We start from the raw sequence: 20,801 nt of genomic DNA, 5'->3' as shown, positions 1-20,801 counted from the left end.
GTCCGCCGATGAAGCCGCACGGAAGGTCCACCGCGTCGCATGACGAACCAAGCTCCCCACGCCTACGACGTGATCACGATGGGACGCGTCAGCGTCGACATCTACCCGCAGCAGACCGGCCCGCTCGAGGACGTCTCGACCTTCTCGAAGTCCGTCGGCGGCAGCGCCACGAACGTCGCCATCGCCGCTGCTCGCCACGGCGCGGACGCCGCCGTCATCACCCGGACGGGCAACGACCCCTTCGGCCGGTACATCGCCCGCACGCTGCCCGAGTACGGCGTCGCGAACGCCTTCGTCGAGACGGTGGAGGGGCTGAACACCCCCGTCGCCTTCTGCGAGATCTTCCCGCCGGACGACTTCCCGCTCTACTTCTACCGGGCCCCGAAGGCGCCGGACCTGATGATCACGGCGAAGTCCCTGCCGCTGCACGAGATCGAGCGCGCGAAGATCTTCTGGACCACGGTGACCGGCCTCAGCGAGGAGCCGAGCCGACAGGCGCACCACGTCGCCTACGAAGCACGGTCCGCGGCGCAGAACAGCACGAAGACCCACACCGTGCTCGACCTGGACTACCGGTCCATGTTCTGGTCGAGCCCCGAGGCCGCGACCCGCGAGGTCGCGATCGCCCTCGAGCACGCCACCGTCGCCGTCGGCAACCGCGAGGAGTGCGAGGTGGCGGTGGGGGAGACCGACCCGGTCCGCGCCGCTGACGCCCTGCTCGACCGCGGCGTCGAGATCGCGATCGTCAAGCAGGGACCGAAGGGCGTGCTGGCGAAGACCCGCGACGAGTTCGTCGAGTTCCGTCCGCACCACATCGACGTCGTGAACGGGCTCGGCTCGGGCGACGGCTTCGGCGGCGCCCTGACCCACGGGCTGCTGCAGGGCTGGAGCCTCGAGCGGATCCTGGCGTTCTGCAACGCAGCCGGCGCGATCGTCGCGACGCGGTTCGAGTGCTCGACGGCGATGCCGACGAGCGACGAGATCGAGCAGTTCCTGACCGACAACCCCGCCGAGGGCACGAACCACACGGGTGAGACACACACCGAGGAGAAGACCCATGCCTGAGCTCAGCCCCGCTGACTTCCAGCGCCTCCGCGACATCCGTGCCGGCCAGCCCGACCTGGTACGTGCCACGCTCGACGCCCGCCGCAAGCGCTCCCTGCTCGCCGACGACGGCAAGCTCTTCATCGTCGCCGCCGACCACCCCGCACGCGGTGCGCTGGCCGTGCGCGACGACGAGTCCGCGATGGCGGACCGCTACGACCTGCTCGAGCGGCTCGTCACGGCCCTCGGCCGTCCGGGGGTCGACGGGGTGCTCGGCACTCCCGACATCCTCGAGGACCTCGCACTGCTCGGCGCCCTCGACGGCAAGGTCGTCGTCGGGTCGATGAACCGCGGTGGACTCCGCGGCGCCACGTTCGAGATGGACGACCGGTACACGGCGTACTCGGCGCAGGCGATCAAGGACTCCGGGCTCGACTTCGCCAAGCTGCTGGTGCGCATCGCCCTGGAGGACTCGGGCACCGCGCCGACGCTCGAGGCCACGGCCCGCGCCGTCAGCGAGGCCGCGGCGCTCCAGCTGCCGATCATGCTCGAGCCGTTCATGTCCGAGTGGCGGGACGGCCGGGTCGTCAACGACCTGTCGACCGACGCCGTGATCACCTCGATGGCGATCGCTGCGGGGCTCGGCGAGTCCAGCGCCTACAGCTGGCTCAAGATCCCCGTCGTCGACGACATGGAGCGCGTGATGGCCGCGACGACGCTGCCGACGCTGCTGCTCGGCGGCGACCCGGCTTCGCGCCCGCTGGAGACGTACGCCAAGTGGGCTGACGCCCTGGCCCTGCCCGGCGTCCGCGGCCTGGTCGTCGGACGCACCTTGCTCTACCCCTCGGACGGCGACGTCGCCGCCGCCGTGGACGTGGCCGCCGGTCTCGTCCACAGCCAGGAGGCCCGGGGCGGGTTCTCCACAGATGCCCACGACCCAGCCGCTCGGCTCGCGGGCGCCACCACCATGGACTCGTCCATCCCGGAAGGAAGCAACGCATGACGCTCACCGACACGACCACCACGACCGTCGGGCACTGGATCGACGGCAAGCGCGTCGAATCCGCGTCGGGCAACACCGCCCCCGTGTACGACCCGGCGCTCGGCGTCGCGACCAAGCAGGTCGCGCTGGCCGACGAGTCCGAGATCCAGGCGGCCATCGGCAGCGCGAAGGCGGCGTTCCCCGGCTGGAGCAACCTGTCGCTGGCCAAGCGCCAGGCGATCCTGTTCTCGTTCCGCGAGATCCTGAACCGCGACAAGGCCGAGCTGGCCGAGATCATCACGAGCGAGCACGGCAAGGTCATCGACGACGCCCTGGGTGAGATCGCCCGTGGTCAAGAGGTCGTGGAGCTGGCCACCAACATCCCGAGCCTGATGAAGGGTGAGTTCTCCGACCAGGTCTCGACCGGCATCGACGTCTACTCGATCCGCCAGCCGCTCGGCGTCGTGGGCATCATCAGCCCGTTCAACTTCCCGGCGATGGTGCCGCTCTGGTTCCTGCCGATCGCGATCGCCGCGGGCAACACCGTCGTGCTGAAGCCGAGCGAGAAGGACCCGTCGGCCGCCATCTGGCTCGCCGAGAAGTTCAAGGAGGCCGGGCTGCCCGACGGCGTCTTCAACGTGCTCAACGGCGACAAGCTGTCCGTCGACGGCCTGCTCACCAGCGACGACGTCGAGTCGATCTCGTTCGTCGGCTCCACGCCCATCGCGCAGTACGTCTACGAGACCGGCACGAAGCACGGCAAGCGCGTGCAGGCCCTCGGCGGCGCGAAGAACCACATGCTGGTCCTGCCCGACGCCGACCTCGACCTGGTCGCCGACAACGCGATCAACGCCGGCTTCGGTTCGGCCGGTGAACGCTGCATGGCGATCTCGGTCGTCGTCGCCGTCGAGCCGGTGGCGGACGAGCTCATCCAGAAGATCAAGGACCGCGCGGCGACCCTGCGCATCGGCGACGGTCGTCGCGGGTGCGACATGGGGCCGCTCGTCACGAAGCAGCACCGTGACAAGGTCGCCTCGTACATCGAGGTCGCAGAGCAGGACGGTGCGGTGGTTGTGGTGGACGGCCGCACCGTCCGACCCGACGGCGACGAGAACGGCTTCTGGCTGGGTCCGACGCTGATCGACCAGGTGCCCACCACCAGCCGCGTCTACACCGAGGAGATCTTCGGTCCGGTGCTGAGCGTCGTCCGGGTCGCCACCTACGAAGAGGGCCTCGAGCTCATCAACTCCGGCGCGTACGGCAACGGCACCGCCATCTTCACCAATGACGGTGGCGCCGCCCGACGGTTCCAGCGCGACGTGCAGGTCGGCATGATCGGCATCAACGTCCCGATCCCGGTGCCCGTCGCCTACTACTCGTTCGGCGGCTGGAAGAACTCGCTGTTCGGCGACCACAAGGCGTACGGTGCCGACGGCGTGAGCTTCTTCACCCGTCAGAAGGCGATCACGAGCCGCTGGCTCGACCCGTCGCACGGCGGCATCAACCTCGGCTTCCCGTCGAACAACTGACCCGCAGCATGGCGAACGAACAGCACCAGCACGACCAGTGGTTCATCCCGGCGGGCTCCCGGCCCGAGGCGGGCTGGACCGACGTGGTCGACGGTCGCATCGAGGGGTGGGCGCACACCGGACTCCGGACCGGCGCGCTGACCGACGGGGGCGAGCTGCGCCTCCCGGCCGACGCCGTGGAGCGCATCGTCGTGCCGCTCGCGGGGTCGTTCCACGTGACCCACTCGGGCGCTCCCGGCGACGGCGAGCAGGCCCTGCAGGGTCGGGGGAGCGTCTTCGACGGTCCCACCGACGTCCTGTACCTGGGATCGGGCTCCGCGGCCACCATCACCGGCAGTGGCCGGTTCGCCGTCGCCGAGGCGCCCACCGACACCGTCAAGCCGACCACCTACGTGGCCCGGCCGGACGTGCCGGTGGAGCTCCGCGGCGCCGGGCAGTCGAGCCGTCAGGTGCACAACTTCGGCACCCCGGCCGCGCTCGACGCCGTCAAGTTCATCGTGTGCGAAGTGATCACGCCGGCCGGCAACTGGTCGTCGTACCCGCCCCACAAGCACGACACGAACGTGCCCGGTTCAGAGTCGAACCTCGAGGAGATCTACTACTACGAGGCTGCGGTGTCCCGTGGGCTCGAATCAATCGCGCCCGAGGCCGCCGACCCGTTCGCCCTGCACCGCACGTACGCCTCGGACGACCGCGCCATCGACGAGTTCCGGCAGGTCCGGACCGGCGACGTCGCCCTGGTGCCGTACGGCTGGCACGGTCCGGCGGTCGCCGCTCCGGGCTACGACATGTACTACCTGAACGTGATGGCCGGGCCCGACCCGGAGCGCGTCTGGAACATCACCGACGACCCGGCCCACGGGTGGGTCCGGCAGGCGTGGGCATCGGAATCGATCGACCCACGACTGCCCTACGAAAGGAAGCAGGCGTGACCACCACCACGCGGAAGATGACGGTCGGCCAGGCACTCGTCGAGTTCCTGGCCAACCAGTGGACCGTCGACGGCGAAGTCCGCGAACGCACCATCCCGGGGATCTTCGGCATCTTCGGGCACGGCAACGTCGCCGGGGTCGGTCAGGCCATCAAGCAGCTCCACGTCGAGCAGCCCGGTCTGCTGCCGTACCACCAGGCCCGCAACGAGCAGGCGATGGTGCACGAGGCCGTCGGCTTCGCCCGCATGCACCGCCGCCGCGCGACCTACGCGTCGACGGCGTCGGTCGGCCCGGGCGCCGCCAACATGCTGACCGCCGCGGCACTCGCCACCACGAACCGGCTGCCGGCACTGCTGCTGCCGTCGGACACCTTCGCCACGCGCACCACGGACCCGGTGCTCCAGCAGATCGAGCTGCCGCACGACACGTCGTTGCAGGTCACCGACGCGTTCCGTCCGCTGTCGCGCTACTTCGACCGTGTGGAGCGTCCGGAGCAGCTGTTCTCGATCGCCCTCGCCGCGATGCGGGTGCTGACCGATCCGGCCGAGACCGGTGCGGTGACGATCGCGCTGCCCGAGGACGTCCAGGCCGAGGAGCTCGACGTGCCCGTCGCGTTCCTGCAGCCGCGCGAGTGGCACATCCGCCGCCCGCTGCCCGAGCGCGGCCCGCTCGAGCGTGCCGTGGCCGCGATCCGTGCCGGCCGGCGTCCGGTCATCGTGGCCGGCGGCGGGGTGCTGTACTCCGACGCCGCCGACGAGCTCCGCGCCTTCGTCGAGGCCACCGGGATCCCGGTCGGCACGTCGCAGGCCGGCGGCGGATCCCTGGTCTGGGACCACCCGCAGTACCTCGGCGGGATCGGCGCGACGGGCACCGCGGCGGCCAACGCGATCGCCGCCCAGGCCGACGTCGTCATCGGGATCGGCACCCGCTACAGCGACTTCACCACGGCGTCCCGAACCGCGTTCCAGAACCCGGACGTCACGTTCGTCAACGTCAACGTGGCCGCGTTCGACGCCTACAAGCACGGTTCGCAGCTGCCGCTGATTGCCGACGCAAAGGAGGCGCTGGTCGCCCTGACCGAGTCGCTCACCTCGGACGCGGCGTACGTCGTCGAGCCCGGCTACGCCTCCGAGATCGCCTCGCTGAAGGCGGCGTGGGACGCTGCGGTCGACGGTGCCTTCGCGCCGTCCGGCGCAGACCTGCCCGGCCAGCCCGAGATCATCGGCGCCGTGCAGTCGGTCTCCGATCCCCGAGACGTCGTCATCCAGGCGGCGGGTTCGCTGCCCGGCGACCTGCACAAGCTCTGGCGGGTGCGTGACGAGCTCGGGTACCACGTCGAGTACGCGTTCTCGTGCATGGGCTACGAGATCGCCGGTGGCATCGGGGTCCGCCGCGGAGCTCCGGACCGCGACGCCATCGTGATGGTCGGTGACGGCAGTTACCTCATGCTGCACACCGAGCTCGTCACGGCCGTGGCCGAGGGCATCAAGATCATCGTCGTGCTCATCCAGAACCACGGGTACGCGTCGATCGGGCACCTGTCCGAGACCGTCGGCTCGGAGCGCTTCGGCACGAAGTACCGCTACCTCGACGAGACCGAGTCGTTCGAGAACGGCGAGCCGCTGCCCGTCGACCTCGCCGCCAACGCCCGCTCGTACGGCGTCGACGTCATCGAGGTGCAGCCCGGCCCGGACAGCATCGAGGACCTGAAGGCCGCGCTGCGTCAGGCGAAGGCGAACGACCACACCACCCTGGTGCACATCAACTCCGACCCGCTGGTCTACGCCCCCGAGGGCGACGGTTGGTGGGACGTGCCGGTCGCGCAGACCTCCACCCTCCCCAGCACCCAGGCCGCCCGCGCCGAGTACGAGCAGCAGGTCGCCACGCAGCGTCCGCTGCTCGGCTGAACCGTTCACGAGACAGAAAGCGACAGCGACGTCATGACCGACACCGCCACCCCCATCGGCAGCCCCGCGACCGACGCGGCGCCCGCCTCGATCCGCATCGGCACCGCCCCGGACTCGTGGGGCGTCTGGTTCCCGGACGACCCGAAGCAGGTGCCGTGGCAGCGCTTCCTCGACGAAGCGTCCGCCGCCGGGTACGAGTGGATCGAGCTCGGCCCGTACGGGTACCTGCCGACCGACCCGTCCCAGCTGTCCGACGAGCTCGAGTCCCGCGGGCTCAAGCTGTCGGCGGGCACGGTCTTCACCGGGTTCCACAAGGGCGAGGACCAGTTCCAGCGTGCGTGGGACCAGGCCGTCGCGGTCGCGGGCCTGGCAGCGAAGCTCGGCGCCGAGCACCTGGTGACGATCCCCGACCTGTGGCGCTCGGACGCCACCGAAGAGGTGCTCGAGCCACGCACGCTCACCGACGAGCAGTGGGAGCGTCTCGGCAAGGGCCACGACCAGCTCGGCAAGGCGCTGCTCGAGGAGTACGGCGTCCACCAGCAGTTCCACACCCACGCGGACAGCCACGTCGGCACCTACAAGGAGACCGTGCGGTTCCTCGAGGTCACGAACCCCGAGTACACCAACCTCTGCCTCGACACCGGCCACTTCGCCTACTACGGCGGCGACAACCTCAAGCTCATCGCCGCCCACCCGGAGCGCATCGGCTACCTGCACCTCAAGCAGGTCGACACCGACCTGCTGTTCGACGTGCTCAAGAACGACGTGCCGTTCGCGACCGCCGTGTCGCAGGGCATCATGACCGAGCCGCCGCACGGCACCCCGGAACTCGCCCCGATCATCGAGGCCGTCGCCGCGATCAACCCGGACGTCTTCGGCATCGTCGAGCAGGACATGTACGGCTGCTCCGTCGACGCCCCCGGCCCGATCGCCGAGCGCACCTTCCAGCACATCTTCGGCTCGACCTCGGCCGCCCGCGCCTCCTGACGCGCCGTCCACGCAGCGTCAACAAACCCCAGGAGAACACCACCATGACCACCACGCAGAACCTCCGCGTCGCCGTCGTCGGCGCCGGCATGATGGGCGCGGACCACGTCCGCCGCATCACCGCCAAGATCTCGAACGCCGACGTCGTCGCCGTCGTCGAGCCCGACCAGGCCCGTGCCGCCGCGGCAGCGGCCCTGGCACCCGGCGCGATCACCGCCGCGTCCTTCGACGAGGCACTCGAGCAGACCGAGATCGACGCCGTCATCATCGCGACGCCGGGCTTCCTGCACGAGCCGATCCTGGTGACGGCGCTCGAGCGCGGGCTCACCGTCCTGTGCGAGAAGCCGCTGACGACCAGCGCCGAGGACTCGCTGCGCATCGTGGAGCTCGAACAGCAGCACGCCGCCCGACCCGTCATCCAGGTCGGCTTCATGCGCCGGTTCGACACGGGCTACCAGGAGCTCAAGGCCCTGCGCGAGTCGGGGGCGAACGGCGCTTTGCTCGCCCTGCACCACGCGCACCGCAACCCGACGACGCCGCCGAACTTCAGCGAGTCGATGCTCATCCACGACTCGGTGATCCACGAGATCGACATCATCCCGTTCCTGACCGGCGAAGCGATCACGAGCGTCGAGGTGAAGAAGCCGCGCAAGAACTCCCTCGCGCCGGCCGACCTGCCCGAGCCGCAGTTCGTCCTGTTCACCACCGAGTCCGGCACCATGGCGATCGTCGAGATCAACGTGAACGCCCAGTTCGGCTACCAGGTCACCACCGACGCCGTGTTCGAGTCCGGTGTCGCCTACATCGGCCGCGACACCTCGCTCTCGCTCGCCGCAGCCGGGGCGACCTCGCAGGGCGTCACGCCCTCGTTCAAGGAGCGGTTCGCCGCCGCCTACGACGAAGAGGTGCAGCGCTGGGTCGACGCGGCCCGGACCGGCGGCATCGACGGGCCGAGTGCCTGGGACGGCTACACGGCCTCGGTCGTCGCCGAGGTCGCCGTCCGGGCCCAGCAGTCCGGCGCGCACGAAGTGGTCGAGTACGCGGTCACGAAGCCGGCGTTCTACGACGAGACGAGCGACGCGACTGCGCCGGCCGCGCTCGCCGGGGCCTGATCGATGCCGAAGATCGCGCTCGACCCCACCCCGTTCCACCACGACCTGTCGCTGCTCGAGTTCCCGCGCAAGGTCGCGGAGCTCGGCTACGAGTACCTGCAGCTCACGCCGCACAAGGACTTCATCCCCTTCTACCGGCACCCCAAGGCCGACGACGACCTGGTCGACGCGTTCGCCGCGGCCTGCCGTGACGCCGGGGTCCAGGTGGCGAGCGTGCTGCCGGTGCTGCGCTGGTCGGGCCCGGACGAGGACGCCCGACAGGCTGCGGTGCGGAAGTGGAAGCGGGTCATCGAGATCACGAAGCGCCTCGGCGTGGACACCATCAACACGGAGTTCTCCGGCCGCCCCGAGCGCGCTGAGGAGTCCGAGGACCAGTTCTACCGGTCGATGGAGGAACTGCTGCCGATCATCGAGGACGCCGGCATCCGCGTGCTCATCGACCCGCACCCCGACGACTTCGTCGAGGACGGGCTCGAGGCGCTCCGGGTGATCCGCGGCCTGAACTCGAAGCACGTGGGCTTCGTCTACGTCGCGTGCCACACGTTCCACTACGGCGGCAACATGGACGAGATCATCGACGCTGCCGGGGACTCGCTGCAGCTGGTCCACGTCGCCGACGCGTACGACCACCGTCGCTCACACGGCCTGCGCTACATCACGAACCCGCCCGGCAATCCGGTCCGCGTGCACCAGCACCTGCCGGTCGGCCAGGCGGACGTCGACTTCGACGCCTTCTGGGCGGCGCTCGACCGGGTCGGTTTCTCGGCGCGCGAGGACACCGTCGCGGTCTCGAGCGTCTTCGCCGAGGACGAGAACGCCGACGCGGTGTCGCGGTTCCAGCTCGACACGATCACGAAGGGGCTCTACCGATGACCACCACCCTCGAAACGCAGGCGTCCACCGACGCCGACTCCCGTCCCGTCACCCTGCAGGCCGCGGAGCAGACCCCGACCGCCCTGTGGAACGACTCCGCCGACCCGCGCGAACTGTCGACCGCCATCCACGAGTACGGTGCCGTCGGTGCGACCTGCAACCCGGTGATCGCGTACACCTGCATCCAGCAGGACCCGGAGACCTGGGTCCCGCGCATCCGCGAGATCGCCGAGGAGCACCCGACGGCGGGGGAGTCCTGGATCGGCTGGAAGGCCGTCGAGGCGCTCTCCATCGCCGCCGCGGCGCAGCTGCTGCCCGCGTTCGAGGCGTCCGGCGGACGGAACGGTCGACTTTCCATGCAGACCGACCCCCGGTTCCACCGCGACGCCGACGCGCTCGTCGAGCAGGCCGTCCGGTTCTCGCAGCTCGCGCCGAACATCATCGTGAAGATCCCCGCCACCAAGGTCGGCATCGCCGCGATCGAGGAAGCCGCCTACCGCGGGGTCTCGATCAACGCCACGGTGTCCTTCACCGTGCCGCAGGTCGTCGCCGTGGGCGAGGCCATCGAGCGGGCACTCGACCGCCGTGCTGCCGAGGGCCTGCCGGAGCAGGAGTTCGGCCACGTCGTCACCCTGATGGCCGGCCGCTTCGACGACTGGCTGAAGACCGTCGTCAAGCGCGACCACGTGATGGTGGACCCGGGCATCCTCGAGTGGGCCGGTGTCGCCGCGGTGAAGAACGCCTACCGCGTCTTCCAGGAGCGTGGGTTCCGCTCGCGGGTGCTGGTCGCCGCGTTCCGCAACGCACTGCAGTGGTCGGAGTTCCAGGGCGGCGACCTGGTCGTGTCGCCGCCGTTCCAGTGGACGAAGGACATCAACGACAACGCGTTCCCGTTCCGTCCGCACGCCATCGACGACGAGGTCCCCGTGCACGTCATCGAGGCGCTCCGGGCCGCGACGCCGGAGTTCGCCCGCGGCTACGACGTGGACGGCATGACGATCGACGAGTTCGACCGCTTCGGTGCGACCGTGACGACGCTCCGGCAGTTCCTGGACGCCGACGCGAAGCTCGACGCACTGGTCCGCGACATCATCGTCCCCGCTGTCTGAGACGGGACCTGATGCGCGGCGCGATCCGCGGTCGGAATGACGGGTCGCGCCCCGCGCGCTGACGCACCAGCCTGGAGGCCCGGTGCCGGTCCCCGAGACCGGCACCGGGCCTCCAGGCGGTTGCTTCATGTGCTGACAAAGTCGGCCGCATCGGCTACGCTCGTTGTCGCGCTCCAATGCGCGTCACCTGAACGAAGGAGTTCTCCATGGACAGCATCGGCGTCGGGCTGATCTCGGTCGGCTGGATGGGGCGGTTGCACTCGCGTGCCTACCGAGCGTTGCCGGACCACTTCCCGGAGCTCGGCGTTCAGCCGCGGCTCGTCGTCGCGGCCGACCCGATCGAGGCGGCACGCGACCAGGCGGTGACGCGGCTCGGGTACGAGCGGGCCGTCGCCGACTACCACGAGGTCCTCACCGACCCGGCGGTCGAGGTCGTGTCGATCTGTTCGCCGAACTTCCTGCACCGCGAGATGGCCGTCGCCGCGGCCGAGGCGGGCAAGCCGTTCTGGATCGAGAAGCCGATGGGGCGGTACGCCAGCGACTCGCGCTCCATCCACCAAGCGGTGCAGCGCGCCGGCGTCATCACGAGCGTCGGCTTCAACTACCGGCACGCCCCGGCCATCGAGCGCGCCCGGGAACTCGTCCGCAACGGGCGGCTCGGCCGGATCACGAACGTGCGCGGATCGTTGCTCGCCGACTACTCGTCCGACCCGGCGGCCCCGCTGACCTGGCGCTTCGAGCGTGAGCGCGCCGGATCGGGTGTCCTCGGCGACCTGCTGTCGCACGGACTCGACCTGGCGCAGTACGTGGTCGGGCGGATCGCCTCGGTCAGTGCGCTCGCCGAGACGTTCATCGAGTCGCGGCCCCGCCCGGCTGCCGGCATCGTCGACCGCAGTGCCGCTGCGACCGGTGAGCTCGGTGCCGTCGAGAACGAGGACTACGCCGCGCTGCTGTTCCGGTTCGAGGACGGTGCGGTCGGCACGATGGACTCGAGTCGCGTCATGCGTGGGCCGCACGCCGAGTACACGCTCGAGATCTACGGCACCCGCGGTTCGGTCCGGTGGGACTTCCAGCGCCTCAACGAGCTCGAGGTGTACCTGGACGGCCAGGAGGCCGACGGGTACGCGACGCACTACGTCGCTCCCGGGGACGGCGAGTTCGCCCGGTTCCAGCCGGGCGCCGGCACCGCGATGGGCTACGACGACCTGAAGACGATCGAGGCGGCGCAGTTCATCGCGAGCGTGCAGCGCGGGGAACAGCTCGCGCCCTCGGTCGCCGACGGGCTGGCTGCCGCGTCGATCGTCGAGGCCGCGGAGGCCTCGCTGGTCGACGGCTCGTGGCACGACGTCGCTCGTGTCGACGGGCCGCTGACGTACGGGGCGCCGACGCCGAGGTTCTAGACACCTGGCCGTCCTTGCTTGTTAGTATGTAAGTACAAAGTCCAAGCAACCAGGAGGCACCATGCCGCTCGTCCGTATCGACCTCGCCACCGGCCGCACGCCGGAGGCCGTCCGTGGCATCGCCGACGCCATCCACCAGGCCATCGTCGACGTGTACGGGATCCCGGTGCGGGACCGGTTCCAGGTGATCACCGAGCACCCCGCGCAGCAGATCATCGCCGAGGACGCCGGGCTGGGGTTCGAGCGCACCGAGGGCGTCATCGTCATCCAGGTGTTCACGCAGCGCGGGCGGACCGACGAGGCGAAGGCCGCGCTGTACCTGGCGATCCACGACGCCCTCGCGGCGATCGGTGTCGCGTCCGAGGACGTCTTCATCGGCTACGTCGAGAACGGGCCGCAGGACTGGTCGTTCGGCTTCGGCCGTGCCCAGTACGTCACGGGCGAGCTCGGGGTGCCCGCGCTCGGTTGAGGTGGTGCGGGCGTGGGCGCGGTGCGGGTGCGGTGCGGGTGCGGGGTGGTCACGACACCCCGCTCAGTTCCGCCGAGTGGTCACGAACTGTCGGTTGCCGGGCCTCCGGGCGACAGTTCGTGACCACTCGGCACACCGCCGACAGTGTGTCGTGACCCCTCGCCGAGCAGCCCCGGGCGACAGAACGTGACCGCTCGGCCGAGTGACCGGTCGGCCTACTTGTCGACGAGCGTGACCTCGAACGAGTACCGGTCCGGGCGGTAGCAGTGCACGCCGTACTCGACCGCACGGCCCGAGGCGTCGTACGCGGTGCGGCTCATCGTGAGCACCGGGTCGCCGTCCTCGATCTCGAGCAGGCCGGCCTCTTCGTCGGTGACCGCACGGGCCCCGATCCGTTGCTTCGCCACCCGCATCGTGACACCTCGGCCGCGCAGCAGCTGGTACAGCCCGTACGCCTGCAGGTCCTCGTCGGTCAGGTCGAGGAACTCCGGCGGCAGGTAGTTCTCGAGGATCGCCATCGGGACGTCCTCGGCGAACCGCACCCGCCGGATGTGCGCGACGGTCGTGCCGGGCTCGATGCTCAGTGCCGCGGCGACCTCGTCGGACGCGGGGACGTCGTTGCGCTGCAGGAGCTTCGTCGCCGGAGCCTGCGAACCCTGCGCCAGGTCGTCGTACAGGCTCGTCAACTCGACCTTGCGGGTCACCGGCCCGTGCACGACCTGGGTCCCGATGCCGCGGCGGCGCACCAGCAGACCCTTGTCGACGAGGTCCTGGATCGCGCGACGGATCGTCGGCCGCGACAGACCGAGACGCTCACCGAGGGCGATCTCGTTCTCGAGCCGGGCCCCTGGTGGCATCGCGCCGGAGCGGATCGACTCCTCGATGCGCGAGGCGACCTGGAAGTAGAGGGGCATGGGACCCGACCGGTCCAGGTCCATGAACAGGTCGGACGGCAGCTGGCCTTCGTTGGTCATCGCGGTCCTTCACACGTGCGGAGATGCCGGCGTCGGTGCCGACGGCATTGTCGTGACAATACCACCGGGGATGTGGCGCCCCGGCCGCGCGCAGCGGGCGTTGCGTCAGTCGGCGAACACCGTCAGTCAGCGCAGACCGTCAGTCGGCGAACACCATCGGTCGGTTCGACAGCCGCGGCTGGTTCGCGCCCTTCGGCTTCTCGGCGCGCGCGCGGACCGGGGCGATCGTCACCCGGGTCACCGCGCCGAGCGCCTCGACCGTCTCGACGCCGTGGTGCCCGGCGGCGTGCACGACGATCGCGGCGCAGGCCTCGGCGTCGGCGGCGGCGTCGTGGTGCTGGAACCCCTCGAACCCGGCCGCCATCGCGGCGACCGGCAGGCGGTACGAGTCGAGCGTGTAGGTCTTGCGGGCGACCGCCAGGGAGCACAGCGAGTGGTGCTCGGCCAGGTCGATCCCCGTCGCGGAGCACCCACCGGCGATGACGCCCATGTCGAAGCGGGCGTTGTGCGCCACCAGGACGTCGCCCTCGGCGAAGGCCACCAGGTCGGGGTACTGCTGCTCCCACGTCTTGGCGTGCGTGACGTCCTCGGCGACGATGCCGTGGATCCGCGTGTTCCACTCCAGGAACGCGTCGTGCCCGAACGGCGGGCGGATGAACCACGACGCCCGATCGACGACCCGGCCGGCTCGGACCTTCACGAGCCCGACGGAGCAGGCGCTGGCGGGCGAGCTGTTGGCGGTCTCGAAGTCGATCGCGGTGAAGTTCAACGGCACGGTCCCGATCGTCGCACGGGGTGCCGACATCGCCCTCCGTTCCCGTCGGCGTTGCGTGTGGCTACTCTCGCCACATGGGGAACGAGGCCGACCGACGTCCGCTCGTCCTGGTGCTCGCCGGTGCCGGCTACGGGCAGCAGGCGCCGCTGCTCTGGTGGACGAGCGAGATCGCCGTCGCGGCGGGGTGCGAGGTCGTTGCGCCACGATGGCAGGTCGACGACGCTGCCGGTGCCGATCCGGTCGGGTTCGTCGAGACCGCTGTCGCCGCGGCGCTGGCGGACCGGCTGCCCGACCTCGTCGTCGCGAAGTCGTTCGGCTGCTTCGCCCTGCCGTGGGCGATCCGCCACGAGGTGCCCGGCGTCTGGCTCACCCCGGTGCTGACGCATGACGACGTGGCCACAGCGCTCGCCGCCGCCACCGACGTGCACGTCGCGATCGGGGGTGGAGACGACACGATGTGGCGCCCCGAGCGGGTCTCGGGGACTGCTGCGTGCCTCCAGACCGTCGACCGTGCCGACCACTCGCTCCAGGTGGCCGGCGACTGGCGGCGCTCGCAGCGGCTGCAGGCCGACGTCTTCGACGTCGTCGAGCGGCGCGTCACGACCCTGCGGCCCAGGACGGGCGGGTCGCGTCCCCTGGTCTGACGGACGGACTGGAGGCCCGGGTCGGCTCCGACAGGCCGCCGCCGGTAGGCTGTGCTCCCGTGGCTCTCACCATCGGAATCGTCGGTCTCCCGAACGTCGGCAAGTCGACCCTGTTCAACGCCCTGACCAAGAACCAGGTCCTCGCCGCGAACTACCCGTTCGCGACGATCGAGCCGAACGTCGGGGTGGTGAACCTGCCCGACTCGCGGCTCGACCAGCTCGCCGAGCTCTTCCACTCGGAGAAGACCGTGCCGGCGCCGGTGTCGTTCGTCGACATCGCGGGCATCGTCAAGGGCGCGAGCGAGGGCGAAGGCCTGGGCAACAAGTTCCTCGCCAACATCCGCGAGGCCGACGCCATCGCGCAGGTCGTCCGCGGCTTCACCGACGACGACGTCGTGCACGTCGCGAACAAGGTCTCCCCGAAGGACGACCTCGAGGTCATCAACACCGAGCTGATCCTCGCCGACATGGAGACCATCGACAAGGCACTCCCGCGGTACGAGAAGATGCTCAAGCTCAAGCAGGCCGAGCCGATCGTGCTCGAGACCGCTCGCGAGTCCCGTGCCGCGCTCGAGCAGGGCACGCTGCTGTCCGCCACCAAGATCGACCTGTCACCGATCGCCGAGCTCGGCCTGCTCAGCGCCAAGCCCTTCATCTTCGTGTTCAACGTCGACGAGGCGATCCTGACCGACGAGTCGCGCAAGGCCGAACTGGCCGCGCTCGTCGCCCCGGCGCAGGCTGTGTTCCTCGACGCCCAGGTCGAGTCGGAGCTCATCGACCTCGACCCGGCCGACGCCGCCGAACTGCTCGAGTCGACCGGTCAGACCGAGTCGGGCCTCGACCAGCTCGCCCGCATCGGGTTCGACACCCTCGGGCTGCAGACCTACCTGACGGCCGGTCCGAAGGAAGCCCGTGCGTGGACGATCGGCAAGGGGTGGAAGGCTCCCCAGGCTGCCGGCGTCATCCACACCGACTTCGAGAAGGGCTTCATCAAGGCCGAGGTCATCTCGTTCGACGACCTGATGGAAGCCGGCTCGATCGCCGAGGCCCGCGCTGCCGGCAAGGCCCGCATCGAGGGCAAGGACTACGTCATGCAGGACGGCGACGTGGTGGAGTTCCGCTTCAACAACTGATCTGCCCGGATCTGCGCGGATCTAGAGCGTCTCGGCCACTTCGTGCCGCACCAGTGCCGCATTCGTCTCGGAAACCTGGCGCATGAGGCCTGCGGTTGCCGCACGAGTCCGGTCCTCCGCGTCTGGCCATAGGTGCGCGTACGTGTTCAGCGTGACGGTGGCGGAGTGGTGCCCCAAGGCGCGCTGAACGGTCACGACGTCGCAGCCGGCAGCGATCAGGCCAGACGCGAAGAAGTGGCGGCAGTCGTGAAGCTTGAAGGGCTCAACGCCCGCGGCAGCGATGGTCTTCGCCCACCAGTAGTGGATGGTGTTCCCGTGGGGAGGATTGCCGCCAGACCCGACGAACAGCCAACGTTCATCCCCTCGAACTCCCACTTCTGAGATGTGCCAGGACAAAGCCGCGGTGAGCTCGTCCGGCACGTATACATCTCGTTCTGAGCCGTATTTCGGCGGCGAGATTCGAACCTCCTGTCCGCCAGCACGCTGCACCTGACGGCGGACCTGCAGCCGCCGCTCGAGGAACGCGATGTCACCGGCCTGAACCGCGGAGGCCTCTCCGAGTCGGAGCCCAGCGAACGCGCACAGGCGGATGTACGTCTTGAACCAATCGTCCGCGGCATCGATTACGGACGCCAGCTCGGCAGGTGTGGGGATCCGCATTGCCTGCGCAGCGCGTCGGCGTCGGGGGAGAACGACGCCCTCTGAAGGGTCGGCTCCGAGATACTTGTCGCGCACCGCGGCACGTAGCACGCTGCGGACGTTGTTCACTCGCGTGTGGATGGTCGAAGCAGCCAGGTCCGCGGTCATCGTCTTAACCCACTGTTCGACGTGCGACCGGCGCAGTTTGTCGAGCCGAACGTTGCGGAACGAGCACTTGTCCACGGCTAGTGTCATCGCCGTCACGGTGGTCGGTTCCCACACCTGCCGCGGTGCCCACTGGTCAAAGTAGTCCTGCAGTGTGGTGACGCCGTGATTCGGGTCGACCCAGCCGCCTGCCTTCCAGGCAATCCGCTGGTCGTCGAGCCAACGCTGTGCGTCGCCCTTCAGCCGGAACACTTTCGTCTTCTCGCGACGACGATCCTCGTCGTCCCGCCACTCAAAGCGCGCTCGGTAGCTTCCGTCTGCGCGCTTGTACACGTCACTCATCGCTTGTCATCCCTTCGTGCCGACCCATAACGGCTTGCCAGGCGGAGAGCTGGGTACTTACGTCGTGATCAACGGTCGACGGCACGAGAAGTCCGTTCGCTTTGGCTTTCGCAATCCAGTTGTCCGCAGTCCGCGCGGTCAGATGGAGGTCGCGCTGCACCGCCTTCGCAGGAGGCTCAGCAGCAAGCTGAGCGAACACGTAACTGAATCCCACGTGCGAGATGGAAAACGGGGTCGGCCCTTCGTTCTTGAGGAGGTTGGCAAACTCATCACCGAAGATCGATTCCGGGCCAGCGAAGTCGAAGAGAGCCGCGAGAGGTTCAGCCTCGCCATCTGAGGCATCGAGGGCGGAGTAGATCCCCAACCGAGCCGCACCGCGCAGGTAGTCCGTCACCCGCACCGTACGCAGCATCGTTCCGTTGACTTCATCCGCGCGGACGCCGATGAACGTCGGCCGATACCGGCTCTCGGACACATCGAAGGTCACTTCGATCTCGGGTTCGTAGTCAGTGTTCGCCTCGCCCTCGATGCGCATGGACATCCACGGAACGACTCGGAAGCCGGGGAAGGGCTCGAGTGTCGCGTCCGCTATGGACGGCGGGTGATCACCGACGCTTACGTGCAGTAGGGCCATGCTCTGATCTTGCCGTAGTTGCGCCTGTTTGACAAACCTCCGCAGCACGGCGATACTTGAGGTGTCGCCTTGTCAGGGTGGCGCAAGTTCAAGTCAAAGGAGATGTTGATGAGCACTCTGCTCACCGTCCCAGAAGCGGCACCGCTGCTTCGGAAAACAGAAGGTGCGGCTCGGATGTGGCTGCGTTCACGTGACTGCCCGATCAAGGTCGTCCGGATCGGCCGCCGCGTGTACGTCCGGCGGGAGGACGTGTCGGCTCTTATCGAGGGCAACTCGACGGCCAAGCTGCAGGAGGCCGGATGACTCGCGACCCGTCAGTCGCCTCGCTGGATCAAGGTCGCGGGGTTCTCCCACATCGGGATCCGACGTTCGACGCAGTTGTGCGTGCGATCGAAGGTGGTGGCCAGCCGGTCGACTGGAAGCTCACCGGCCCGCTGATGGTTCGCCGGCATGATCCGGACCCCGCGTCACGCGGAGGCCTCGATCGCAGCCGGGAGTGGCTGCGGATGCCGTCTGTGTCAGACAAGCCGCTCCAGCTGAACCTCGAACCTGATGTGGCAGCCGAGGTGCTGCGCTACCTCAACCGAATAGCAGAACGTCGCCCGTCTAGGTCCGGCAAGACCATGACGTACGGCATGAAGAAGGGCCCGGCGGCAACCGGGCCCCAGTCCAACCAGTAACCATCACGAAACCGAAGGACAGAAGACATTGTCTCTCAACAACATGATCATCTCACGCCCCACTGACATCCACGCAAGCGCCCCTTCGGGGGACGCTGTAGCTGCGCGGGTCGGCACCGCGACTGTCGAGCTGAAGGGCTGGCACCACAAGCAGTGGAAGCAGCCTGACCCCAACGGTCTCTACAGGGTCATCACCACGCACCGCCGGTACGAGGGCAACCGCGAAGAGATCAGCGCCATGCCCGACGCGACGACTTGGGGGCACCTGACGCCGGTCGAGTACCAGTTGCACACGACGCCCGGATACCAGTGGGGGGACCACCCCGAAGACGACGTGCCCAGCCGCCCGAACGAGTTCGTCATGACCTACGTCGGGTTGTACGAGCTCGTCGGATACTCCTTCAACTCGTACGAAGGGGTCATCACCGGGCAGTTCAAGCGAGTCGAGGGTGACGCCTGATGGACGACGTGATCAAGCTCGTCGAACTCGAGACGACTCTGACCGGACGTGCGGAAGTCATCATCGACGCTCAGCCGAGCCAGTTCAGCGACGGCTACTCGCTCATCCTGACGCCTTCCGAAGCGCTGCGATTGGCTCACGCCATCGTTGCTCGCGTCTCGGACTCGCGGACGCAGCCGCTCGCCGTCCCCATGCTGGTCCCGACCCTGCAGGTGGCTGCCTGATGCCGGCGGGCAAGACGACGGTCGACGGATTCGCAGTGCTCGCCATCAACGGCGTCGTGGGACTGCGTGCCGAACGTCCCCTGACGGAGCTAGCTGGGGACCAGGCACGACGCCTGGCTATCTGCCTGCTCGAAGCTGCGCAAGACGCCGAACGTCCGGAGCCGCCTGAGTGGCCGTAGGCCAGTCCGGCACCAGGAAGCCCCCAGAGCCTCGACAGAACGAGGACGAGGGGGCTTTCTCGTACCCGGACACCATCGAGCTCTCTCCGGCCGCAGAGCGGTACATGCACCAGCTGGCGATCGACCTCACAGCTGGCGTCGTCGAGCTCAGGCAGCTGCCGCCCTCGCTTCGGCAGTTCTACGTGTTCGCGTTCGAGCAGGGGAGCTCGTCACGGCAACCCGAAGTCGACCGAGCGAATCACGACGCAGACCGGCTGTACGCCGAAGTGTGCCGACGCCAGCCATCGCGTGACCACGAGACCACAAACGCCTTCCTCGAGGCGCAGAAGCATCGCGGCCCTGAAGCCGCGGCCAAACGAGCGGCCGCAATCCGCGCCCAGATCTACTCCGGACAGGAGACCCAATGACCCGACCCCCAACTACCTTCGATGCCCGCTGGCTAATGGCGCAGGACTTTCCACCCACTCAGTACGTCGTCCCCGGCATCATCCCCGAAGGCATGACCCTGCTCGTCGCAGCGCCGAAGATCGGCAAGAGCTGGCTAGTGCTCGGACTGGCGCTCTCGCTCCACGTTGGCGAGAAAGCACTTGGCGGTGTACCTACGGGCGCGCCCCGCCCCGTCTTGTACCTCGCACTCGAAGACGGTCCCCGCCGCCTGCAGCAGCGCATTCGCACGCTCAATCCTGAGGTGGTCACCCCGCGGCTCGAATTCGTCACAGCGCTCGAAGGCGGTCAAGTGATCCCTGCCATCAAGGAGTTCATCTCCCGCAACATCGACCAGAACCCCGTCGTCATCCTCGACACCCTCGGGAAGGTACTTCCGAGTACCGCAGCAACGAAGTCGCAGTACGCCGCGGACTACGAGTTCCTTGGCGCACTCAAGGCAACCACAGACGCGGAACCGGGCTCGTCCCTCATCATCGTCCACCACACCCGGAAGAGCGGCGGAGAGGACTTCCTGGACGCCGTGAGCGGCACCCAGGGCATCGCAGGAGCTGCCGACACTGTGCTCGTGCTGCGCCGTGAGCGACAGGAGCAAAGCGCGACGCTGCATGTCACCTCTCGCGACGCGAAGGAGGGCGAGTACGCGCTGCTGCTGTCCGACTCGGGAGCTTGGGCACTCAACGGCGGGGGGCTGGAAGCTGCTCGCGCTGCTGCTGACGCGATCAAGGTGTCCGCGGGAGTGGGGGATCGGATGGCAGACATCATCGGCGTCATCTACCAGGCCGATGCACCCGTCTCCCGTCAGGAGATTCAGCACCTGCTCCCGACGATCCCGGTTGCTCAGCTCGACGTGTACCTCAAGCGCGCGGTCGACGCAAAGCGCATCTCGAAGCCATCACGAGGCCTCTATGGCCCTGTTAGTTCCGTTAGATCTGTTAGTTCCGAAGACGGTTCTAACACTCCTAACGCTTCTAACACCCCCTACGAGAGCGACGTGTTTGAGGGCGTGGCATGAACCCGATCACCGTCGCCTGCCCCGACTGCTCAGCCGCAGCGGTCATCGACATCTCTGGCCCCGGTATCACCCACGCCGTCCTCGAACACGACGAGACGTGCCCGCGGCTCAACCACCCAGCCTTCGGGCTGCACCACGACCGTTAGGAC

General features: G+C 68.7%; 24 protein-coding genes. 20 read left to right on the top strand and 4 right to left on the bottom strand.

The window, feature by feature from the left end; translation table 11 throughout:
• Positions 1-39: 39 nt before the first annotated feature.
• From iolC to DEJ30_RS09180, 11 genes are all read left to right on the top strand, one after another.
• The gene (gene iolC / locus DEJ30_RS09230) at positions 40-1,065 is read left to right on the top strand and encodes a 5-dehydro-2-deoxygluconokinase (RefSeq protein WP_110860679.1); all 1,026 of its coding nucleotides are present in this window, start codon (positions 40-42) and stop codon (positions 1,063-1,065) included.
• On the top strand, positions 1,058-2,047 hold the full coding sequence (locus DEJ30_RS09225) for a class I fructose-bisphosphate aldolase (RefSeq protein ID WP_110860677.1): 990 nt from the start codon (positions 1,058-1,060) through the stop codon (positions 2,045-2,047). Before iolC ends, DEJ30_RS09225 begins: the two co-directional genes overlap by 8 nt.
• Entirely contained in the window at positions 2,044-3,555 is a 1,512-nt protein-coding gene (locus DEJ30_RS09220; RefSeq protein ID WP_027464521.1) for a CoA-acylating methylmalonate-semialdehyde dehydrogenase, read from the top strand. The genes DEJ30_RS09225 and DEJ30_RS09220 overlap by 4 nt, the downstream gene beginning before the upstream one ends.
• Positions 3,556-3,563: 8 nt before the next feature.
• On the top strand, positions 3,564-4,487 hold the full coding sequence (iolB, locus tag DEJ30_RS09215) for a 5-deoxy-glucuronate isomerase (protein WP_110860675.1): 924 nt from the start codon (positions 3,564-3,566) through the stop codon (positions 4,485-4,487).
• Between the two features lie 17 nt (positions 4,488-4,504).
• A complete protein-coding gene (iolD, locus tag DEJ30_RS09210; protein WP_110860806.1) occupies positions 4,505-6,394 on the top strand; it encodes a 3D-(3,5/4)-trihydroxycyclohexane-1,2-dione acylhydrolase (decyclizing) in 1,890 nt (629 codons plus the stop codon).
• 33 nt (positions 6,395-6,427) lie between these two features.
• Positions 6,428-7,381: a sugar phosphate isomerase/epimerase gene (locus DEJ30_RS09205; protein ID WP_110860673.1), complete on the top strand. Its 954-nt coding sequence runs from the start codon at positions 6,428-6,430 to the stop codon at positions 7,379-7,381.
• A gap of 44 nt (positions 7,382-7,425) precedes the next feature.
• A complete protein-coding gene (locus tag DEJ30_RS09200; protein WP_110860671.1) occupies positions 7,426-8,493 on the top strand; it encodes a Gfo/Idh/MocA family protein in 1,068 nt (355 codons plus the stop codon).
• 3 nt (positions 8,494-8,496) lie between these two features.
• Positions 8,497-9,366 (top strand): sugar phosphate isomerase/epimerase family protein, encoded by an 870-nt coding sequence (locus DEJ30_RS09195; RefSeq protein ID WP_110860669.1) that lies wholly within the window; start codon positions 8,497-8,499, stop codon positions 9,364-9,366.
• Positions 9,363-10,475 carry a transaldolase family protein gene (locus DEJ30_RS09190; protein WP_110860667.1) on the top strand — a complete coding sequence of 371 codons (1,113 nt, stop codon included), beginning with the start codon at positions 9,363-9,365 and terminating at the stop codon, positions 10,473-10,475. The genes DEJ30_RS09195 and DEJ30_RS09190 overlap by 4 nt, the downstream gene beginning before the upstream one ends.
• 206 nt (positions 10,476-10,681) lie before the next feature.
• Positions 10,682-11,875, top strand: a complete 1,194-nt coding sequence (locus DEJ30_RS09185) for a Gfo/Idh/MocA family protein (RefSeq protein WP_110860665.1) — start codon at positions 10,682-10,684, stop codon at positions 11,873-11,875.
• 61 nt (positions 11,876-11,936) lie between these two features.
• A complete protein-coding gene (locus DEJ30_RS09180) occupies positions 11,937-12,344 on the top strand; it encodes a tautomerase family protein (protein WP_110860663.1) in 408 nt (135 codons plus the stop codon).
• Between the two features lie 215 nt (positions 12,345-12,559).
• Here DEJ30_RS09180 and DEJ30_RS09175 read toward each other — a convergent pair whose 3' ends face one another.
• Positions 12,560-13,318, bottom strand: a complete 759-nt coding sequence (locus DEJ30_RS09175) for a GntR family transcriptional regulator (RefSeq protein WP_027464530.1) — start codon at positions 13,316-13,318, stop codon at positions 12,560-12,562.
• Between the two features lie 139 nt (positions 13,319-13,457).
• On the bottom strand, positions 13,458-14,123 hold the full coding sequence (locus DEJ30_RS09170) for an exonuclease domain-containing protein (protein ID WP_181420073.1): 666 nt from the start codon (positions 14,121-14,123) through the stop codon (positions 13,458-13,460).
• Positions 14,124-14,167: 44 nt separating this feature from the next.
• Between DEJ30_RS09170 and DEJ30_RS09165 the strand changes: the two genes are divergently transcribed.
• The gene (locus DEJ30_RS09165) at positions 14,168-14,737 is read left to right on the top strand and encodes a hypothetical protein (protein WP_110860661.1); all 570 of its coding nucleotides are present in this window, start codon (positions 14,168-14,170) and stop codon (positions 14,735-14,737) included.
• A 59-nt stretch (positions 14,738-14,796) separates the two neighbouring features.
• Positions 14,797-15,870 (top strand): redox-regulated ATPase YchF, encoded by a 1,074-nt coding sequence (gene ychF, locus DEJ30_RS09160; RefSeq protein WP_110860659.1) that lies wholly within the window; start codon positions 14,797-14,799, stop codon positions 15,868-15,870.
• Between the two features lie 21 nt (positions 15,871-15,891).
• Here the strand turns inward: ychF and DEJ30_RS18525 are convergent, their stop codons facing one another.
• Complete coding sequence (locus tag DEJ30_RS18525) at positions 15,892-17,016, bottom strand: site-specific integrase (protein WP_110860656.1); 1,125 nt, start codon at positions 17,014-17,016, stop codon at positions 15,892-15,894.
• The gene (locus DEJ30_RS09150) at positions 17,009-17,650 is read right to left on the bottom strand and encodes a hypothetical protein (RefSeq protein ID WP_110860654.1); all 642 of its coding nucleotides are present in this window, start codon (positions 17,648-17,650) and stop codon (positions 17,009-17,011) included. Before DEJ30_RS09150 ends, DEJ30_RS18525 begins: the two co-directional genes overlap by 8 nt.
• 108 nt (positions 17,651-17,758) lie before the next feature.
• Here DEJ30_RS09150 and DEJ30_RS09145 point away from each other — a divergent pair, with 108 nt between their 5' ends.
• The 7 genes from DEJ30_RS09145 (at position 17,759) to DEJ30_RS18155 (ending at position 20,798) form a co-directional block, all read left to right on the top strand.
• Positions 17,759-17,953 carry a helix-turn-helix domain-containing protein gene (locus DEJ30_RS09145; RefSeq protein WP_181420072.1) on the top strand — a complete coding sequence of 65 codons (195 nt, stop codon included), beginning with the start codon at positions 17,759-17,761 and terminating at the stop codon, positions 17,951-17,953.
• A complete protein-coding gene (locus tag DEJ30_RS17830; protein ID WP_146238540.1) occupies positions 17,950-18,330 on the top strand; it encodes a DUF2384 domain-containing protein in 381 nt (126 codons plus the stop codon). The genes DEJ30_RS09145 and DEJ30_RS17830 overlap by 4 nt, the downstream gene beginning before the upstream one ends.
• A gap of 43 nt (positions 18,331-18,373) precedes the next feature.
• Positions 18,374-18,790, top strand: coding sequence for a hypothetical protein (locus DEJ30_RS09140; RefSeq protein WP_110860650.1), 417 nt, complete (start codon positions 18,374-18,376; stop codon positions 18,788-18,790).
• On the top strand, positions 18,790-19,014 hold the full coding sequence (locus tag DEJ30_RS09135; protein ID WP_110860648.1) for a hypothetical protein: 225 nt from the start codon (positions 18,790-18,792) through the stop codon (positions 19,012-19,014). The genes DEJ30_RS09140 and DEJ30_RS09135 overlap by 1 nt, the downstream gene beginning before the upstream one ends.
• Positions 19,015-19,297: 283 nt before the next feature.
• Complete coding sequence (locus DEJ30_RS09130; protein WP_146238539.1) at positions 19,298-19,600, top strand: hypothetical protein; 303 nt, start codon at positions 19,298-19,300, stop codon at positions 19,598-19,600.
• Positions 19,597-20,652, top strand: coding sequence for an AAA family ATPase (locus tag DEJ30_RS09125; RefSeq protein WP_110860644.1), 1,056 nt, complete (start codon positions 19,597-19,599; stop codon positions 20,650-20,652). The genes DEJ30_RS09130 and DEJ30_RS09125 overlap by 4 nt, the downstream gene beginning before the upstream one ends.
• Entirely contained in the window at positions 20,649-20,798 is a 150-nt protein-coding gene (locus tag DEJ30_RS18155) for a hypothetical protein (RefSeq protein ID WP_017887222.1), read from the top strand. The genes DEJ30_RS09125 and DEJ30_RS18155 overlap by 4 nt, the downstream gene beginning before the upstream one ends.
• The last annotated feature ends 3 nt before the right edge of the window (positions 20,799-20,801 follow it).

Source organism: Curtobacterium sp. MCPF17_003 (assembly GCF_003224385.1).
In the GTDB taxonomy this organism is placed as follows: Bacteria; Actinomycetota; Actinomycetes; order Actinomycetales; family Microbacteriaceae; genus Curtobacterium; species Curtobacterium flaccumfaciens.
Note: the sequence above shows the minus strand (reverse complement) of the source record. Positions and strands in the feature narration are given on the sequence as shown.

What these genes read in the sequence shown, in the direction of transcription:
- iolC (WP_110860679.1), top strand. Translation starts at nt 40, where the DNA reads ATGACGAACCAAGCTCCCCACGCCTACGACGTGATCACGATGGGACGC.
- DEJ30_RS09225 (WP_110860677.1), top strand. Translation starts at nt 1,058, where the DNA reads ATGCCTGAGCTCAGCCCCGCTGACTTCCAGCGCCTCCGCGACATCCGT.
- DEJ30_RS09220 (WP_027464521.1), top strand. Translation starts at nt 2,044, where the DNA reads ATGACGCTCACCGACACGACCACCACGACCGTCGGGCACTGGATCGAC.
- iolB (WP_110860675.1), top strand. Translation starts at nt 3,564, where the DNA reads ATGGCGAACGAACAGCACCAGCACGACCAGTGGTTCATCCCGGCGGGC.
- iolD (WP_110860806.1), top strand. Translation starts at nt 4,505, where the DNA reads ATGACGGTCGGCCAGGCACTCGTCGAGTTCCTGGCCAACCAGTGGACC.
- DEJ30_RS09205 (WP_110860673.1), top strand. Translation starts at nt 6,428, where the DNA reads ATGACCGACACCGCCACCCCCATCGGCAGCCCCGCGACCGACGCGGCG.
- DEJ30_RS09200 (WP_110860671.1), top strand. Translation starts at nt 7,426, where the DNA reads ATGACCACCACGCAGAACCTCCGCGTCGCCGTCGTCGGCGCCGGCATG.
- DEJ30_RS09195 (WP_110860669.1), top strand. Translation starts at nt 8,497, where the DNA reads ATGCCGAAGATCGCGCTCGACCCCACCCCGTTCCACCACGACCTGTCG.
- DEJ30_RS09190 (WP_110860667.1), top strand. Translation starts at nt 9,363, where the DNA reads ATGACCACCACCCTCGAAACGCAGGCGTCCACCGACGCCGACTCCCGT.
- DEJ30_RS09185 (WP_110860665.1), top strand. Translation starts at nt 10,682, where the DNA reads ATGGACAGCATCGGCGTCGGGCTGATCTCGGTCGGCTGGATGGGGCGG.
- DEJ30_RS09180 (WP_110860663.1), top strand. Translation starts at nt 11,937, where the DNA reads ATGCCGCTCGTCCGTATCGACCTCGCCACCGGCCGCACGCCGGAGGCC.
- DEJ30_RS09175 (WP_027464530.1), bottom strand. Translation starts at nt 13,318, where the DNA reads ATGACCAACGAAGGCCAGCTGCCGTCCGACCTGTTCATGGACCTGGAC.
- DEJ30_RS09170 (WP_181420073.1), bottom strand. Translation starts at nt 14,123, where the DNA reads ATGTCGGCACCCCGTGCGACGATCGGGACCGTGCCGTTGAACTTCACC.
- DEJ30_RS09165 (WP_110860661.1), top strand. Translation starts at nt 14,168, where the DNA reads ATGGGGAACGAGGCCGACCGACGTCCGCTCGTCCTGGTGCTCGCCGGT.
- DEJ30_RS18525 (WP_110860656.1), bottom strand. Translation starts at nt 17,016, where the DNA reads ATGAGTGACGTGTACAAGCGCGCAGACGGAAGCTACCGAGCGCGCTTT.
- DEJ30_RS09150 (WP_110860654.1), bottom strand. Translation starts at nt 17,650, where the DNA reads ATGGCCCTACTGCACGTAAGCGTCGGTGATCACCCGCCGTCCATAGCG.
- DEJ30_RS09145 (WP_181420072.1), top strand. Translation starts at nt 17,759, where the DNA reads ATGAGCACTCTGCTCACCGTCCCAGAAGCGGCACCGCTGCTTCGGAAA.
- DEJ30_RS17830 (WP_146238540.1), top strand. Translation starts at nt 17,950, where the DNA reads ATGACTCGCGACCCGTCAGTCGCCTCGCTGGATCAAGGTCGCGGGGTT.
- DEJ30_RS09140 (WP_110860650.1), top strand. Translation starts at nt 18,374, where the DNA reads ATGATCATCTCACGCCCCACTGACATCCACGCAAGCGCCCCTTCGGGG.
- DEJ30_RS09135 (WP_110860648.1), top strand. Translation starts at nt 18,790, where the DNA reads ATGGACGACGTGATCAAGCTCGTCGAACTCGAGACGACTCTGACCGGA.
- DEJ30_RS09130 (WP_146238539.1), top strand. Translation starts at nt 19,298, where the DNA reads ATGCACCAGCTGGCGATCGACCTCACAGCTGGCGTCGTCGAGCTCAGG.
- DEJ30_RS09125 (WP_110860644.1), top strand. Translation starts at nt 19,597, where the DNA reads ATGACCCGACCCCCAACTACCTTCGATGCCCGCTGGCTAATGGCGCAG.
- DEJ30_RS18155 (WP_017887222.1), top strand. Translation starts at nt 20,649, where the DNA reads ATGAACCCGATCACCGTCGCCTGCCCCGACTGCTCAGCCGCAGCGGTC.